This window comes from Sinomicrobium weinanense, from assembly GCF_018863395.1.
In the GTDB taxonomy this organism is placed as follows: domain Bacteria; phylum Bacteroidota; class Bacteroidia; order Flavobacteriales; family Flavobacteriaceae; genus Sinomicrobium; species Sinomicrobium weinanense.
In genome coordinates this window covers 216,069-233,151 of record NZ_JAHKRR010000001.1, presented here as the reverse complement: position 1 = coordinate 233,151, position 17,083 = coordinate 216,069, and the positions used below count along the sequence as shown (strand labels likewise).

Here is a 17,083-nt window from a genome sequence, read left to right as displayed (position 1 = left end):
GACTCCGAGACTTTCTATACCTTTGTGTCGTTTTTCAACAAGATACCTATGCGTTTTAGAACAGACCCCTTTGTCCTGGCCCTTATTCTCTGTGTTATCACAGCCTACTTTTTCCCCGAACCGGGTATCGGAGAGAGCTGGTTTCCCATAAAGACCATCAGCAGTATAGGCATATCCCTTATCTTTTTTTTCTACGGGCTGAAACTGAGTCCGGACAAACTAAAAAAAGGGCTGAACAACTGGAAACTGCATTTAGTAGTACAACTCTCCACTTTTGTATTATTTCCGCTTCTCGTATTGCCATTTTATCCGTTTATGCAAAGTGCAGAACAACATACCCTGTGGCTTGCCGTATTTTTTCTCGCATCCCTTCCCTCTACCGTATCCTCTTCCGTGGTTATGGTATCCATGGCCGGAGGTAATATTCCCGCTGCTATATTCAACGCCAGCCTTTCGGGCATGATCGGTATCCTGGTTACTCCGCTATGGATAACTCCTTTTCTCGAAAAAGGCACGGCTGATCTCGATTTTACACATATTTACATGCAACTGGCTTTTGAGGTCATTATTCCCGTAGTGCTCGGAATCCTGCTGCAACCCCTTGGCGGAAAGGCAGCTAACAGGTACAGCCGGCAACTCAGTCTTTTTGACAAGGCCATTATACTTCTTATCGTATACAAGAGTTTTGCAGGATCATTTTATTCGGGAATATTCCGGCAGATACAATGGGGAGACATCGCCCTGCTCATACTTATCTCCCTGTTCCTTTTCTTTGTTGCATTCGGCATCATCTACCTGTTCTCGAAATGGCTCCGTTTTAACCGGGAAGACCGTATCACTGCCTTCTTTTGCGGATCTAAGAAATCCCTTGTGCATGGTACGGTAATGTCTAAGGTGTTATTCTCCAAACTAAGCATCGCCGGGATCGTACTCCTGCCTCTGATGCTCTATCACGGACTGCAAATACTCCTGGTCAGTATCATAGCTTCGCGGTTTTCGCGGGAAACCCTGATACAGGACCAGCAGAAAGATAGCCCCGACCAAACCCACGATGTGTAAAGATCGAATTAGCTGAAAAGTCAAAAAGATCATCAATAATCAGATCAATCCAACGGCCAACCGGCAATTGACAACCGGCAACCGACCCCTCTATCCTATTTTTTCTACATTATTTTTTCATTATTTTCTGGTTAATTTTTAGTATTTAACACGTATAAAATCTGGTCTCAGCCCTTTAGAATTCGATGAAACGGGCTTGATTGCGCATTTTATCTATAAAAATATACACATAATCGATACAATTCGGGATTTGCCATACTCAAAAAATTATGTTAATTTTAACAAGTACCTTTGATAAAGGTGAATATTAAATAGTCTTAACAAATCTCAAAAACGATTCAACATGAGAAGAAATTTACTCCTGCTTTCCGGTTTTTTTGCAGCGACGTTCGGCGCCGCAGCACAAGGCCTTCCAGACAACCCGGACCCAGGTAAATGCTATGTAAAGTGTATTACCAAAGACGTGTTTGAAGAGGTCGAAGAAACCGTAGAGGTACATCCTGCCTACACCAAACTCGAAGTCGTTCCGGCTACATACAAAACGGTAGAAGAGCGTGTCCTGGTCAAGGAGGCCAGCAAAAAGCTGGTTTACGTTCCAGCAGTATATGAAACTGTTGAAGTTCCTTATATAGAGAAAGAAGGAAGAACAGATCTGGAGGTGGTTCCTGCTTCTTTCGGAGATGATACCAGGACTTTTGAAGTATATCCAAAAACTTCCGGATGGGAATACCAGACCCTGGAAGACTGTCCCTCATCCAACAAGGAAGATTGTATTACGGCCTGTTTTGTGGAATACCCCGCCCAAAACCAGGACGTAGCCATAACCACACTGGTAACGGACGCCGGCACCACCAGCGTTCCGGTAGGTGAAGAGAATGCCACCTATACCAAACAGGTTATCAAAGAACCCGCAAGGATGGACGAAGTGGAGATCCCCGCAGAATATGCTACGATAACCAAACAGGTCATAGAAACTCCTGCCTCTACAAAGGAAGTAAGCGTTCCTGCCGAATATGAGACTGTAACCAAAACCGTGCTGAAGAAAAAAGGCGGTATTACCACATGGGAAGAAATTGACTGTGAATTACTCAACCCTACCATTCTGCCTATCTTCTATGAATACAACAGTGCAAGGCTTACTCCCGATTCCAAGACAATCATAGACGAAAGATTGTTGCCCATTCTCCGGGAAAAGAACGTGAGCATCGAGTTGATGTCACACACCGACTCCAGGGGTAATGACGATTACAACATGGCACTTTCCCAGCAAAGGGCAGAATCCGTAGTAAATTACCTGGTATCCAAAGGAATTTCCAGGAGCAGGCTTCTCGCCAAAGGATATGGTGAGACCCGCCTTGTAAACCGTTGTTCCAACGGCGTGGAATGTTCAGAAGCAGAACATCAGAGAAACCGTAGAACGGAATTCAGAATATTAGGTAACTAAGAAAAATAGTATACATACCAAAAAAACCGTCTTATTTGCAAGGCGGTTTTTTTATTGTTCAGGTTTGAGTGACAGGAGAAAAAGGTACGGAGAGGTTGACAAAGGTTGCTAACAAAAACCCATACACCCGAACACTCGCCTCTCTCCATCTATCGAAGCACAGTTATCGGAAAAACCGCCGTATCCCTGACGATCTCTATCCCATAGGTATCATATAGCTGGCTTTCCATCAATTCGTAAAAGCGGTACTGCAGTTTCCAGTCGCGTGGGGTGTCGTCGTGGTAGGTACTCACCACCGGGGCTTCGAGCAGGCTGCCCAGCCGGGTCAGGAACTCCCCGAAACTTACGTTATCGGCCTGTATCTGCATATCGTCTACCAGGAATTTAGGGGAATCCCGCCCCCAGTCCAGTTGTTTGTCATCCCAGAGCTTTGAAGGGTCTTTCACCGTAAGCCTGTATACTTCTCCTTCCTTGTTTATGACATGTTCAGATACCCCCGATTTGGCATAAACCTCCTTTAACACCTGCTGCGGATGGTTTTTCCATATATCGGTCAGGGCATACAGTTCTACAAAACTGTTCTTCTCTTCCGGAATGTCCACCTGTATGGCAGAGACATTTCCGAGAAGGGTGACCAGTTCTTCCAGTTTTCCCGCAAAACGGGTGTACTCCCCTTTTTCATACAGCAGCTTTTCCCCGGTCCCGGTCAGCTTAACCTCTATCGGTTTTACAGGACGGTATTCTACCAGGGATACCCTTTCAGTCTGCCCTTCCCCTGTGAGGTGAACAATATTATTAAAGCCTTTCCTCTTCTTGCCCTGGTTTCGTCTTATCAGGCCCCTCAGTTTCTTTTCCGTAAGGTCGGCCGGGTGGCCCTGCCATACCTTTTCCCCTTTTGTATTGTACAGTACGCCATAAGGCAAAGTGGTAATACCGTGCCGGAGAAAAGTCTCCCCATCCTGGTCGATAGCAATGGCCAGCCCGGACGGGTGTTTTGGCAAAAAACGATGTACCACATCCCTGGATTCCTTAGTGAGTGAAACGGCATAAAAATCGTCCGGAAACTGTTTCTGAAGAGTTTCCACATATTTGCTCACATGGATACAGGGCTTGCACCAGGTCGCCCAGAAATCTACAAACACCAGTTTATCGTCCCCGGGTTCCGAAAGCCGGGAAGCCTGGACAAATTCACTTACCTTCACCTGTCCGTATGCATAAGTTCCCAGACAGAGAAAGAAGTACGAAAGGAAATACAATGTCTTTTTTTTCATACCTGCTTTTCAGTGTATATGCCGGCACAAAATCCGTACCAACACACAAATATAGGATTTCGCCCGGGTTCTTTCCTTCCAATTATCAAGTCTTTAACGTTTCATTCCCTTCCTGTACACCTTAGGTTATAACGTATCAGACATCATTATTTATCCCCGACAAAGACTATATCACTATAACATATGTTCCCGGTACAAACACGTACAAAACAAAAAAATTGTATAACTTACCGGGGAATATCTCAACTTATATTCCATATTGACCCGTATAATCACCTCAACCATGTACAAAAATATCCTTCGGTATCTCATTCTCCCGGCGCTGCTGATCTCCGGATGTGGCTCCACCAAAAGTGTCCGTATAAAAAAGTATTTCGATACTGCATTCTTTGAGCGGCAGTTTGTGGGGTTTACCCTCTACGATCCGCAATCGGGGAAAACCCTGTATAATTACCAGGGCGGCAAATATTTTACACCTGCGTCCAACACCAAGATATTTACGCTTTACACGGCCCTGCATCTGCTCCCCGATTCCATTCCCGCCCTGCATTATAACACTGACGGGGACACCTTATATATAGAAGGTACGGGAAACCCTGTTTTTCTCCATCCCTATTTCGGTGAAAAGGCCGCCCTGGATTTTCTCGCAAACAGGGAAGAACCCATTGCGCTGTATACTGACAACTTTTATGACGACAAGTTCGGCCCCGGCTGGTCCTGGGGCGACTATGCCTATTACTATTCTCCCGAAAGAAATGCTTTTCCCGTTTACGGTAATGTACTGACCGCTTACAGGGACGGGGGGAAAACAAAGATCGTCCCCGAATCTTTCCGAAACAATATCCGGAAAAAGGATAAACAACACCGCCCCCGGTCACTTACGGAGAACACCTTTTACCTCCCGGAAAACCTGAAAGACACCCTGGAGATCCCCTTTGTGACCAGTCCTGAAAGGGTACGGGAATTATTATCGGATACCCTGAAAAAGGATATTTCCTTAACCCATACCCCACTACCCGTCTACAAAAAAACCTTATACAGCATTCCCTCGGACAGCGTGTACCGGAGAATGATGCATGTAAGCGACAATTTCCTGGCCGAACAGCTCTTATTGATGTCTGCACAGGCCGTTTCGGACAGCCTGAATGCCCGGAACGCCATAGACAGGGCTTTGGACAGCCTGCTCCCCGACATCCCGCAAAAACCCCGGTGGGTAGACGGTTCGGGCCTCTCCCGGTACAACCTTTTTACACCGGAATCCATGGTATATATATTGAACAGGTTATACCGGGAACTGCCCCGCGAAAGATTGTTCACACTTTTCCCGGCCGGAGGGCAATCCGGAACATTAAAGAACTCCTATAAAAGTGAAAACGATATTCCGTATCTCTATGCCAAATCGGGAACACTGAGCAACAACCACAATCTCAGCGGATATATTTTAACAAAGTCCGGAAAAATACTGGTATTCAGCTACATGAACAATCACTATATGCATCCCACGGGAGAGGTCCGCCAACAGATGGAAACCTTGTTCCGGCATATCCGCGACCGGTATTGACCATTATATATTTCCGATATCGGAAATAAATGGAATCATTTGTTAGTGAGCCGGTGATAATATATAGCCTGGCCGGGAAAGGTCAACGTCCGGCTATTCGCCGACCCGGAGCAGGAAACCCTGGTTGTGTATATTATCGATCTGGATGGAGGCCTCTTTGGACAGGTATTTCCGTAACCTGGAGATAAACACGTTCAGGCTCTTACGGCTAAAATAATCGTTTTTACCCCACATCAGGGTAAGGATATCCTTGTGCCTGCACAGCTTATTTTTGTTTTTCACCAAATAGGCCAGCAGTTCGTTTTCCCTTGAGGTCAGTTGTGTTACCTCTTCTCCGTAAATCAGCTGGAGTTTTCCCGGAAAATAGATATAGCCGCCCAACACATATTTATCCTGCTTCTGCGATGCTTCTTCCGCACCCCCCATCCTGGACAAGAGGTTCTTTATCCGTACCACCAGTTCTTCTTCATCGATCGGTTTTTTGAGGTAATCCACCGCTCCCAGGGCAAAACCTTTCAGCACATCGATCTTCAGCGACCGGGCCGTAAGGAACAGAAAAGGGGTTTCCGGATAGTCCCGCTGAATATGTCCGGCGAGGGTAAAGCCATCCATTTCGGGCATCATTACGTCTATGATACACAGTTCAAAGGGATATTTTTCTACCTGTTCCAGGCCCTCTTTCCCGTTTTTGGCCCACACCACCTGGAAATCTTTCATTTTCAGGTATTCCGTAAGCAGGTATCCCAGGGAGGTATCGTCTTCCACAAGCAGTATTTTTGCAGGATTGTTTGTGCTTTCGTGCTTTTTCATGTGTCCATGCGTTAAAATTTATGGCAACAGGGGAATAACAATGGTAACTTTTGTACCTTTTCCCGGTTCGGAGTCCACCAGTATCTTTCCCTTGTGGCTACGGACCACCTGTTTTACATAGTTCAGTCCCAATCCGTATCCTTCTACCCGGTGGATATCTCCTGTCCCGCCCCGGAAAAATTTTTCAAATACCTGTTCCCTTTCCTTTTCCGGAATACCTATGCCGTTGTCTGTAACCGAAATATACAGTTTTTCTCTTTCTGTATGGGCTTCCAGGGTTACTTTCGGGACATTTTCGCTATATTTTTTAGCATTGTCCAGCAGGTTCCCTACAGCATTCAATATATGTATCACCTCTCCGCGAACAGGATAATGATCGCCGTGCAGCTTATACCTGAAATCCACCTGTTCGAGCACAGTCATTTCCCGGAAGTCTTCGGCAAATTTTTTCAAATGCGGATAAAAGTCGGTCTCTTCCATCCTGATATATTTCTTTTTCTTTTCCAGGGTCGCCAGTTGCAACACTTTGTCGATATGCTGCTTGAGCCTTTCATTCTGTTGTTTTATAATATGCAAAAAACGGGTACTTCCGGCTTCCTTTTCCCTTTCCATCAGCATTTTGGTGGCCAGGCCTATGGAAAATACAGGGGTTTTCAGTTCATGCGTCAGGTTGTTGATAAAATCGTTTGTCGTGGTAATGATACTGTGTTGCCGGTAAAGGGACCTCAGCACCCAGATCACCGCTATTATGATGACAATAATGAAGATCAGTCCCGGGATAGTAAGGCCATTCAGTTGCGATAGAAAATAAGCATTGAGATCGCGAAACTGCAACTCCGTCACCATCCGTTTCCCGGTAAGCTCAGGGAGATAGCCCGTCAGTTCTATGGGATACCTGAGCCGGTCTTTTCTGTTTTCCCGGTAGTCCGGGGATCGCAGGGATAAAACCGAATCTTTGGAATAGATCACATAAGTGAAATCTGTTTTTATCCCCTGCATGAGCAAACGGTCCTGCAAAAAATCCCGGTAGTAATGGCTCGAAGCATCCCGGAGGCTATCCAGGCTCAGTGTAAAATAGGTATCGTCATCCGTAAGGGCCTTCCCCATGAGGAATGTCAGTTCGTTCTCATGGTTCAGGTCGGTCTTGATCTGCTTCACAGCCCTGCCTATCTTATCATTGAACTGTGCCCTGGCCAGGCTAAGCCCAACCTGGAGATACTGGTATTGCACCAGGCCCAACCCGACAACCGACACCGCGAACATGGCTATATAGATCTTTTTTGCACTCAAACTACGGCTGATGTATTGAACTCGTCCTGAATTATTCTATGAACTGCTAAAGCATAATTTGTCACTCAAATACTAAACCCCCGGACGAGGTTATTGTCTTTCTATTAATACCGTTAACTTTTTATTAATCTTTTTTGCTTCTTGTTTTCAGCCCTACAATATACAAAACCGTAGTTTAGCCACACCAGCTAACACTTTAAAAACCTTGAACACCTATGAAAACCGGATTCACCGCGGGAAGTGTTTTCTTCTTGCTTCTCGTTTTCTGCACAAACGGGCTGTATGCCCAGGGTTGTGTGGCCATCCGTCATTTTTCTTCCTGTAGTGGGAACCACCTGGAGTCTAACTTGCTGGGCAAGGGCGACTGGCAGATAGGAATGAATTATCGCTATTTCAAATCCTTCCGTCACTTCCAGGGAACCCATGAAGAACCGGACAGGGTGGCCAATAATACCGAGGTCATCAACCATTCCCACGCCTGGGACTTTACGGTAACCTATGGTATCAGTGACCGTTTGTTTGCGTCTATTACCATTCCGACAGTTATCAACACCCGCTCATCCCTGTATGAACACGGGAGGGAAGAACGGCACAACTCCTTTTCCCGAGGCCTTGCCGACATCCGTATCGGAGCGGGGTACTGGCTGTTCAATCCGCAGGAGCACCTGAACGGAAATATGGCCATAGGGCTGGGGCTAAAATTGCCTACGGGAAATTACAACGCTTCCGATATCTTTTATAACGTAGGTGAAAACGGCCAGCCCCAGGTACGCCCTGTAGACCAGTCCATCCAACCTGGTGATGGTGGCTTCGGTATTGCCCTGGACCTTCAGTTCTATCAAAAGATCGGCGGGGAATTCTATGCTTACGGAAGTGGGTTTTACCTGATAAACCCCAGGGAAACCAACGGGATACGCACCTTCAGGGAAACCCTCAGCCCCATACTGGACAACGAAGCCATCATGTCCGTACCCGATCAGTACGCATTCAGGGCCGGGGTAAATTATAACTTCTCCCCGGAAACCGGGGTATCGCTCGGGGCGAGATTCGAAGGGGTCACTGTCGAAGACCTTATCGGTGGCAGTCAGGGCTTTCGAAGACCAGGCAATGTTTTGTCCGTTGACCCGGGTATCAGCTACATGAAAAACAATATTGCCCTTAACCTCAGTGTCCCTGTTGCCCTAAGGCGAAACCGGCCGCAAAGCGTTACCGACAGGGAAACCGAACAGCTCACCGGCGAACCCAGGAACGGTGATGCCGCCTTTGCCGATTATCTTATCAATTTAGGGATAACTTACAGGTTTCCTTCAAAAAACAAGACAAAAGTGCCTGATCTGTTTTAAAAATAGCTAAAAATGAGGTACATTCATATCCGCTTATTTTACTATTTTAATTGGTAAAAATACCAACCAGAACATGCTCAGAAAAACCACCATATTATTTCTCGGGCTTTTTATACTAGCCTGTAACCGCAGTGAAAAAAATACGGAAGATAAAAAGGGGCTTTCCCCTGCCCTGTTTACCCTGCTCACTGAAGAAGAGACCGGGATCAGCTTTGTCAACAAAGTAAAGAACCGTAAGGATTTCAACATCTTCAAATACCGGAATTTCTATAACGGCGGTGGCGTGGCCATCGGCGACATCGACAACGACAGCCTTCCGGATGTCTACCTTACCTCTAACATGGGAGAGAACAAGCTCTACAGGAACCTGGGCGATCTCCGTTTCGAGGACATCACCGAAAAGGCCGGGGTGCAGGGAACCCGGGCATGGTCCACTGGTGTGGTCATGGTCGATATCAACGCAGATGGCCTGCTGGACATTTATGTCTGTAATGCAGGTTCCGTAAAAGGTGATGACCAGGAAAACGAACTCTTTATCAACAACGGGGATGGCACTTTTACGGAAAAAGCCAGAGAATACAACCTGGCTGACAGCGGTTTTACCACCCATGCCGCTTTCTTCGACTACGACGGGGACGGCGACCTCGATGTGTATATCCTCAATAACAGTTTTATCCCGGTAAACAGTCTCGGGTATTCCAACAAAAGGGACCTGCGTGCCCTTGACTGGAGTGTTCCGGACATGTTCAAAGGAGGCGGGGACAAACTGATGCGGAACGACAACGGGGTTTTTACCGATGTCAGTGAAGAAGCGGGTATTTACGGCAGCCTTATCGGGTTTGGCCTGGGCGTGACCGTAGGTGATATCAACGGGGACCTCTCCCCGGATATTTATGTGTCCAATGACTTCTACGAACGGGATTACCTGTATATCAACAACGGCAACGGCACTTTTACCGAAGACATTAAAAACTGGGCTTCGCATCTCAGTTTTTCCTCCATGGGTGCTGACATGGCAGATATTGACAACAATGGCCTTTCCGATATTTTTGTCACCGACATGCTTCCGGAAGGCGACGAGCGACTAAAGACCACCACCTCTTTCGAACGCTACGACCTGTACAACCTCATGGTCAACAGGGATTTTTATCACCAGTACATGCAGAATACCTTACAATTGAATACAGGCCATCACAGGTTTTCCGAGATCGCACATTTCAGCGGGGTCTCCAGGACGGACTGGAGCTGGGGCGCACTTATTTTCGATATGGACAATGACGGCCACAAGGATATCTATGTCTGCAACGGTATTAACCACGACCTTACCGACCAGGATTTTATCGACTTTTTCGCCAACGATTTTATTCGCGATATGGTATCCACCGGAAAAAAGGAGGTCATAGACACTCTCATCAACAGGATGCCGAGCACACCCGTACCCAATTATGCCTTCCGCAACAACAACGACCTCACTTTTTCCGATTCCACAACCGACTGGGGCTTTGACATCCCCAGCTTTTCCAATGGGGCCGCCTATGCCGACCTGGACAACGACGGCGATCCCGACCTTATCGTCAACAATGTAAACCAGGAGCTTTTTGTATTTAAAAACAATACCGATACATTTACGGAAAACGCCTATCTGAAAATAAAACTGGAGGGCGAAAAACCCAACACTTTCGGCATAGGAAGCATTGTAGAGGTATACAGCAATCACGAGATCATCCGCCAGGAGCTCATTCCTTCACGGGGCTTCCAGTCTTCTATTGATTATGTAATGACCGTGGGACTGGGAACAAAACGCATCGATTCCCTCCGTGTCATATGGCCGGACAGGAAAACCCAGCTTTTAACAGAAGTTTTCCCGAACCGTCTGCTCGTGTTAAAACAACAGGCCGCCACCGATACCTTTATCCCGAAAAAACAGGGGAATACCAAAACCCTGTTTACCGAGGTCCCGGTTGAAATGGAACCCCACAGGGAACCTGCCTATATTGATTTTGACTACGAAGGGCTCATATCAAAAATGCTGTCCAGGGAAGGCCCTGCTGTAGCCGTGGCAGATATTGACGGTGACGGCAATGAAGATATTTTTACAGGAAGTGCCAAAGGCCAGCCCGGCAACATCTACCTCCAGAAAAGCAACAACAGATTTGTAAAGACTACACAAGCCGCTCTCGAAGACGATGCCCGTTTCGAGGATACGGCCGCCACCTTTTTCGATGCCGACGGGGACGGTTATCCCGATCTGCTGGTAGGCTCCGGCGGAAATGAAACCACAGGCCCGAAAAGTTACATGAACAGGCTCTATATCAACGATGGGAACGGAAATTTTGAAAAATCTGCCGGCGAAGTCCCTTCCACGAGCCACAACACCTCGGTGATCGTAAGCTGCGACTTCGACAGCGACGGCGATACGGATATCTTTGTGGGAAGCCGCAGCGTGCCAGGTATCTACGGGATTGCCCCGGACCACCTCCTGCTGGAGAACGACGGAAATGGAAACTTTAAGGATGTTACAGAAAGCAGGGCATTTGACCTGAAGGAACTGGGAATGATCACCGATGCCCGATGGGCCGATATGGACGGCGACGGCATAAAAGATCTCGTTATTGTCGGCGACTGGATGGCCCCGACCGTATTGAAAAACGACGGCAAAAGATTACAGCGCATAGCTACCTCCCTGGACGAACTCACCGGCTGGTGGAACACCCTGGAAGTGGCAGACCTCAACAACGACGGAAAGGAAGACCTGGTACTCGGCAACCAGGGCGAGAACACCTCCTATAAAACCTCTGCGGAAGCACCCATGAAAATGTTCGTGAACGACTTTGACAATAACAGCACCATAGAACAGGTGGTCACCCGTACCGTCAACGGCAGGGATGTTCCCGTGGCCCTGAAAAAGGAGATCACCGCCCAGATGTCGTCCCTCAAAAAACAGAACCTGAAATTCTCCGACTATGCCACAAAATCCATAGATGAACTCTTCCCCGCGGATGTTTTAAAAAATTCCATACAGCGAAATGCGGTCACGGCAAAAAGCATGGTGGCCATAAACCAGGGAGATGGCGGTTTTTCAGTGACCGAACTCCCGCGGGAAGTCCAGTTTTCCTGTATATGCAGCATTACGGCTACCGATATTAATGGCAACGGGTATCCCGACCTTATCATGGGAGGGAACAACTATCACTTTAAACCCCAGTTCTCCCGGCTCGATGCCAATTACGGGGCTGTGCTGTTCAATGACGGACAGGGCGGACAGGGTAATTTTAACTGGCTGGACTACACCGCTTCCGGTTTTTTCGTCACAGGAGAAGTAAGATACATCCGCCCTGTGGCCGACAGCAACGGAGAAACCTGTTATTTCGTAGCCCGGAACAATGATACGCCCCTGCTCTTTAAAAAAGAATAACGAATGTCGAACCGTAGAATGACGAATGATGAAGGTTTTATAAATTATGCTTCGATGTTCGGCATTCATAACTCTAATAAAAAAATACCGAAAAAGGAATAACGAATATTGAATCGTAGAATGATGAATGATAAAGGTTTTATAATTTATACTTCGATATTCAGCATCCGTAATTCGTTATTCATAATTCTGATACAAGGAATGAAATACATCCCCATCATATTGCTCGTGTCCTGTTTCCTCGGTTGCTCCGAAAAGGAAAGAAAACTCTTTACCGTCCCACCTCCGGAGGAAACCGGCATTAACTTTGCCAATACGCTCGACACTACGTCCCGGCTGAATATCCTGGACTACCTCTATTTCTACAACGGTGCCGGAGTAGCCATAGGCGACATTGACAACGACGGCCTTCCGGATATTTTCCTGGTACGCAACCAGGGCTATAACAAACTTTACCGGAACAAAGGGAACATGCAGTTCGAAGACATTACCGAAAAAGCCGGGGTAGCCGGAAAAAGCGACTGGAACACCGGGGTGACCATGGCCGATGTCAATGGCGACGGACTACTTGACATCTACGTATGTGCCGTTGTCGGCATCAACGGTTTCCTGGGGCATAACGAACTTTATATCAACAACGGAGACGGCACCTTTACCGAAAGCGCAGCCGAATACGGGCTGGACCTGGAAAATCACAGCACGATGGCCACATTTTTCGATTACGACCTCGACGGGGACCTGGACATGTACCTGCTCAATCACGCCGTACATTCCGAAGAATCCTTCGGGCGCGCCGACATCAGGAACAAACGGAATTACGAGAGCGGGGACAAACTCTTCAGGAACGATAGCGGACAGTTTACGGATGTGAGTGAAGAAGCCGGGATATACGGTGGTGCCAACGGTTACGGACTTGGTGTGGCCGTTTCTGACTTTAATATGGACGGTTACCCGGACATCTACGTAAACAACGATTTTCACGAAGACGATTATTATTACCTCAACAACGGCGACGGTACTTTTACCGAAAGCCTCAAGAAATATTTCGGCCACACCTCCAAGTTCTCTATGGGCAATGACGCAGCCGACATCAATAACGACGGTTTCCCGGACCTGTTGACCCTGGACATGCTCCCCGAAGACGAGAAAGTGCTGAAATCGTCCGCAGGCGACGAAACCGTGGCTATGCTGAACATGAGGACCGAAAAACTGGGCTATCACTACCAGTATTCACGCAACATGATGCATATCAACCGCCGGGGGAACGGTTTTTCAGAAACCGCCCTGCTGAGCGGCATTGCCGCGACCGACTGGAGTTGGGGCGCCCTTTTCACCGATCTCGACCAGGACGGACAGCAGGACCTCTTTGTCAGCAACGGCATCCCGAAACGCCCCAATGACCTGGATTACATTAAATATATCTCCGACGAGCAGATAAGAAAAAAGCTGGACGCCACCCGGTTGGTAGACAATGAAGCCCTGGCCCTGATGCCTTCCGGGGTCATACCCGATTATTTCTTCCGGGGGAAGGCCGACAATACCTTCGAGGACAAATCCGGGAAATGGGCCCCTGCCCCTGCCGTGATCTCCAACGGCAGTGCCTTTGCCGACCTGGACAATGACGGGGATATGGACATCATTACCAATAACCTCAATACGGTCGCTACGGTATATCAAAACAAGGTAAATGATCTTTCTTCAGATGATAGATCCCCATCGGGAAATAACTACCTGAAAATTCACCTGCGCTATAAAAACCCGAATATTTTCGGCATCGGAAGCAAGGTCATCTCCTATCACAACGGGGAGCAACAACTCCGGGAACTGTTTCCGGCAAGGGGTTTTCAGTCCACTTCACAACCCATCATTCACTTTGGGTATGGTGAACAAAGCACAGTAGATTCCATAATAGTGCTATGGCCCGACAAAACCTCCCAAACCCTCTACAATATCCCCACCGGGCAAAACCTAGAGGTCAAGGCCGCACCGGACAGAAAACCGTTTGACTACACCATATTCCGGGAAACTTCCGAACAGATATTCACCAGGGTCCCGGACAAGCTGGGGATCGACTTCACGCACCGGGAAAATCACTATATAGACTCCGACCGTCAAAAACTGATCCCCTACAACCTTACAGACAGGGGCCCGGCCACAGCTATCGGGGACCTCGATGGTGACGGCAGAGAAGATATTTTCTTCGGTGGCTCCAAGCGGGAACCTGCAACCGTTTACATACAACGGGATTCCGGATTTGTAAAAACCGCTATCCCCACAGTTCAAAATGACTCTGTCGCCGAAGGGGTCGCTGCCCTTATCGCCGATCTTTCGGGCAACGGCAGGAACGAATTGTTCGTAGCTTCCGGGGGCGGGGAATACCGCGGCAAAGCCGAACCCCTCGCCGACCGCCTCTACAGCTATACCGACACCACTTTTGACAGGGCAGGCCTCCCCGAATATTACGGGAACGGTATTGTCGTAAAGGCCTTTGACCACGACAATAACGGCTTCCCCGACCTCTTTGTCGGAAATCATGCGGTTTCGAACGATTTCGGGAAAATCCCGGGGTCATTCCTGCTAAAGAACAAAGGCGGAACCTTTTCCATAACCGAAAACGAAGCGCTCCGGAACGCAGGCATGGTCACCGATGCCATCTGGACCGATTTTGACGGCGACGGCACCACGGACCTCATCGTAGTCGGAGAATGGATGGCTCCCTCCTTCTTTAAGAACAACGGCAAGGGCCTCAACGATGTAACAGGCGAGGTACTCCCCGAAAAACTCAACGGCCTGTGGCAGTCCATTATCCCTTTTGACATTGATGGTGACGGGGATACCGATTACCTGCTGGGTAACTGGGGGACCAACACCAAGTTCAAGGCGTCTGTAAAATATCCCATGCAGATGTATTATGACGATTTTGACAATAACGGCAGTACGGAAACGGTCATCACCACTGAAAAAGACGGGAAATACTATCCCCTCGCAGGAATGGATGAACTGTCCGGGCAGATGGTGAGCCTTATCCGTAAGAAGTTCACCACGTACAGGGATTTTGCAGGGAAGACCCTGGAGGAGATCTTCGATAAGAAATTATTGCAAAAAGCAAAGTTGCTGGAAGTCCACACCCTGCAATCGGGCTACCTGAAAAACGACGGCGGAAAGTTTGCCTTTCACCCCTTCGGGTCCGGAATGCAACTGACCCCGGTCACTGCCTTTGCCGTACACGACTTTGACGGGGACGGCAAAAAAGAGGCCCTGGCCGCAGGGAACTATTTCGGGGTACAGCCCTATCACGGCAGGTTCGACGGCTTCCCGGGAGCACTGATCAAGGACGGAAATACCGTCATCCCCGCACACCAACTGGGCATGGACCTCTCCGGAAAGGCCGTGCGCCATCTGAATATCATAAAACACAACAACAAAACATATCTGATAGTAACCATTAACAATGACCATGCAGAAGTATATGCCATACCTTAAAGGAATTTCGGGTTTTATTGCCATAGTCCTCATGCTTTCCTGCACGAAGGAAAATAAACCCATAACTATCACCCCCGAGGACTATCACGCTTCGATAGACCGGGTCGTGGAGGTAATGATACACGATATCTTTTCGCCCCCTGTGGCCAGCCGCATATTTGCGTATCCGAATATTGCCGCTTACGAGATCATTACTCTCGAGAACGAGAATTACAATTCCCTTGCAGGCCAGTTGCCGGAGCTTACGCCCATACCTCGCCCCGATGAGGGTAGCCCGGTCAATTACCGCCTGGCCGCACTGATAGCGCATATGGATATCAGTCAGGCGCTTATCTTTTCAGAATCCCGGCTGGAAGTGGTGAAAGACAGCTTGTACAACACCTGGAAAAACACAAATCCCGAAACGTTCGTGGCCTCCAAAACCTACGGCCTCCGGGTAGCAGAACACATAAAGGCCTGGATGAACACTGACAACTACAAGCAAACCCGTACCATGCCCAAATACACGGTAGACTATGACGCCCCGGGCAAATGGATCCCCACACCACCTGCCTATATGGATGGCATAGAGCCTCACTGGGACAAGATAAGGCCTTTTTCCCTCGATTCCGCTTCGCAGTTCCGGCCCGCTCCCCCTCCACCCTTTTCCATGGAAGAAGGAAGCGCTTTTTACAAAGAAGCATGGGAAGTCTACGAAGAAAGCAACAGGATCACCAAAGCCGGGGACGAAACCGAGGAAGTGGCCATTGCAAGATTTTGGGACTGTAACCCCTATGTATCGGTAACCAGAGGCCATCTGATGTTTGCCACCAAAAAGATCTCTCCCGGAGCACACTGGATGGGCATCTGCAAAATAGCCTGCCGGAAGTCCGGTGCCGATTTTGACAGGACCGTCTTTGCCTACACCAAAACCTCCATGGGTATTGCCGACGGTTTTATAAGCTGCTGGGACGAAAAATACCGGAGCAACCTTATCCGTCCCGAAACCGTGATCAACAAGTATTTTGATGAAAACTGGAAACCCATCCTCCAAACCCCGCCTTTCCCCGAATACACCAGCGGACACTCCGTAGTTTCCGGGGCCGCCTCGACGGTGCTCACCTCCGTTTTCGGTGATGATTTTGCCTTTGACGATGATACCGAAACCCCTTTCGGCCTTCCCGTCCGGCATTTCAGTTCCTTTAACCTTGCCGCCGAGGAAGCTGCCATAAGCCGTATGTATGGCGGAATACATTACAGGGCTGCCATTGAAGTGGGACTAAAACAGGGAAGAAGCCTGGGCCGGCACCTTGTTACCGGGTTGGATATGGAAAAGGGAAGTAAGGATGTGGTGTCTAATTAGTGCTTTTAAGAGATTGATAGAGGATTGGTGTAGATTGAATGAGATTGATATAAACAGGTAACAAA

At 48.2% G+C, this 17,083-nt stretch carries 10 protein-coding genes; 7 read left to right on the top strand and 3 right to left on the bottom strand.

Going from position 1 to position 17,083, the window contains the following annotated elements; all coding sequences use genetic code 11:
* Positions 1–48 precede the first annotated feature (48 nt).
* Together KN811_RS00985 and KN811_RS00980 are read left to right on the top strand one after the other, a co-directional pair.
* Positions 49–1,059 carry a bile acid:sodium symporter family protein gene (locus KN811_RS00985; RefSeq protein WP_187964339.1) on the top strand — a complete coding sequence of 337 codons (1,011 nt, stop codon included), beginning with the start codon at positions 49–51 and terminating at the stop codon, positions 1,057–1,059.
* 343 nt (positions 1,060–1,402) lie between these two features.
* Positions 1,403–2,503, top strand: coding sequence for an OmpA family protein (locus KN811_RS00980; RefSeq protein ID WP_187964338.1), 1,101 nt, complete (start codon positions 1,403–1,405; stop codon positions 2,501–2,503).
* 149 nt (positions 2,504–2,652) lie between these two features.
* Here KN811_RS00980 and KN811_RS00975 read toward each other — a convergent pair whose 3' ends face one another.
* The gene (locus KN811_RS00975) at positions 2,653–3,774 is read right to left on the bottom strand and encodes a TlpA family protein disulfide reductase (protein WP_187964337.1); all 1,122 of its coding nucleotides are present in this window, start codon (positions 3,772–3,774) and stop codon (positions 2,653–2,655) included.
* Positions 3,775–4,057: 283 nt separating this feature from the next.
* Here KN811_RS00975 and KN811_RS00970 point away from each other — a divergent pair, with 283 nt between their 5' ends.
* A complete protein-coding gene (locus KN811_RS00970; protein WP_187964336.1) occupies positions 4,058–5,335 on the top strand; it encodes a D-alanyl-D-alanine carboxypeptidase/D-alanyl-D-alanine-endopeptidase in 1,278 nt (425 codons plus the stop codon).
* A gap of 93 nt (positions 5,336–5,428) precedes the next feature.
* Here KN811_RS00970 and KN811_RS00965 read toward each other — a convergent pair whose 3' ends face one another.
* Positions 5,429–6,145, bottom strand: a complete 717-nt coding sequence (locus tag KN811_RS00965; protein WP_187964335.1) for a response regulator transcription factor — start codon at positions 6,143–6,145, stop codon at positions 5,429–5,431.
* An 18-nt stretch (positions 6,146–6,163) separates the two neighbouring features.
* A complete protein-coding gene (locus KN811_RS00960; protein WP_247716379.1) occupies positions 6,164–7,435 on the bottom strand; it encodes a sensor histidine kinase in 1,272 nt (423 codons plus the stop codon).
* A gap of 215 nt (positions 7,436–7,650) precedes the next feature.
* Between KN811_RS00960 and KN811_RS00955 the strand changes: the two genes are divergently transcribed.
* The 4 genes from KN811_RS00955 (at position 7,651) to KN811_RS00940 (ending at position 17,018) form a co-directional block, all read left to right on the top strand.
* The gene (locus KN811_RS00955; protein ID WP_187964334.1) at positions 7,651–8,778 is read left to right on the top strand and encodes a transporter family protein; all 1,128 of its coding nucleotides are present in this window, start codon (positions 7,651–7,653) and stop codon (positions 8,776–8,778) included.
* 73 nt (positions 8,779–8,851) lie between these two features.
* Positions 8,852–12,193, top strand: coding sequence for a VCBS repeat-containing protein (locus KN811_RS00950; RefSeq protein WP_187964333.1), 3,342 nt, complete (start codon positions 8,852–8,854; stop codon positions 12,191–12,193).
* Positions 12,194–12,394: 201 nt separating this feature from the next.
* Positions 12,395–15,676 (top strand): VCBS repeat-containing protein, encoded by a 3,282-nt coding sequence (locus tag KN811_RS00945; RefSeq protein ID WP_187964332.1) that lies wholly within the window; start codon positions 12,395–12,397, stop codon positions 15,674–15,676.
* Positions 15,645–17,018 (top strand): vanadium-dependent haloperoxidase, encoded by a 1,374-nt coding sequence (locus KN811_RS00940; RefSeq protein WP_425596669.1) that lies wholly within the window; start codon positions 15,645–15,647, stop codon positions 17,016–17,018. Before KN811_RS00945 ends, KN811_RS00940 begins: the two co-directional genes overlap by 32 nt.
* The last annotated feature ends 65 nt before the right edge of the window (positions 17,019–17,083 follow it).